1 protein-coding gene is annotated in these 1,349 nt (G+C 68.0%); it reads left to right on the top strand.

Translation table 11 applies throughout. From position 1 onward, the window contains the following. The first annotated feature begins 95 nt into the window (after positions 1-95). The gene (locus ABT300_RS44090; protein ID WP_351688828.1) at positions 96-1,313 is read left to right on the top strand and encodes an ISAs1 family transposase; all 1,218 of its coding nucleotides are present in this window, start codon (positions 96-98) and stop codon (positions 1,311-1,313) included. The last annotated feature ends 36 nt before the right edge of the window (positions 1,314-1,349 follow it).

Here is a 1,349-nt window from a genome sequence, read left to right as displayed (position 1 = left end):
CCAGGGCTTCGGCGTAGTCGGCTGACGCCCGCTTCCTGACGGATGACCAGATTGGGTGGGGTCGGGTGCAGAACAGGCACGGCCGCCCCGTGATCATGGAGTTCTCTACGCTCTGTGATCCTGGGAAGTCCGTGCCTGCCGACGCATCATCTCTGATCCCCCCTGCCCTGGACCAACTCGGCCCCCGTCCGGGAGCCGCCCCCAGGGAGATCCCCGACCTGCTGGAATGCCTCGCGCAGGTCCCCGATCCACGCGATCCTCGCGGAGTACGGCATCCGCTCGCCGCGGTGCTGGCCCTGACCGCCTGCGCGGTCCTCGCCGGCGCGAGGTCTCTGCTGGCGGTGAGTGAATGGGTGGCCGATGCCCCCGAAGGACTCCTCGAGCGGCTCGGTATCCGCGTCGACCCACTCTTCCCGAAACGCTCCTGGCCTGCGGAAACAACGATCCGCAGAGTCCTGGCCCGAATCGACGCAAACGCCCTGGACCGGGCCGTCGGGGCCTGGCTTGCCGGCCGGCGGCAGGACGCGGGCGGATTGAGGGCGCTGGCCGTCGACGGGAAGTCACTGCGGGGCGCCGCCCGCGCCAAGGGCCGGAGAGTCCATCTTCTGGCCGCCTGCGACCACGTCGGCGGGCTGGTCCTAGCGCAAATGGACGTCGGTGAGAAGACCAACGAGATCACTCGGTTCCGACCTCTGCTGGACACGGTGCCCGACCTGTCCGGCACCGTCGTGACCAGCGATGCCCTGCACACTCAAACCGACCACGCCACCTATCTGCGCGGGCGGGACGCCCACTACATCGTGATCGTGAAGCGCAACACGAAGAAGCTCCGCGCGCAGCTCAAATCCCTTCCCTGGAAGCAGATTCCGCTCCAGGACCGCATCCGCACGACCGGGCACGGACGCTGTGAGATCCGCAGGCTGAAGGTCTGCACGGTGAACAACCTGCTCTTCCCCGGTGCCCGTCAGGCCGTCCAGATCGTCCGCCGCCGCGTGAATCACACGACCGGGAAGATCAGCCTCAGGACCGTCTACGCGGTTACCAGCCTCGTCGCGGAACAGGCCCCGCCCGCCCGGCTCGCCCAACTGATCCGCGGGCACTGGACGGTCGAGGCCCTGCACCACGTCAGAGACGTCACCTTCGCCGAGGACGCCTCCCAGTTGCGGACCGGCAACGCACCCCAGGCGATGGCGACTTACAGAAACCTCGCGATCGGAGCCCTCCGTCTCGCCGGCGTCCGCAACATCGCCGCCGGCCTCCGCCACACAGCCAGGGACCAAACCCGCACCCTCGCCCATCTCGGCCTCACATGATCAAAAAGGACGAGGTCTGACTATGCCGAAGCCCTG

The organism is Streptomyces sp. NPDC001027, from assembly GCF_040299045.1.
Classification (GTDB): domain Bacteria; phylum Actinomycetota; class Actinomycetes; order Streptomycetales; family Streptomycetaceae; genus Streptomyces.
The sequence above is the reverse complement of the archived record's forward strand: the minus strand, read 5'-3'. Positions and strand labels throughout refer to the sequence as shown.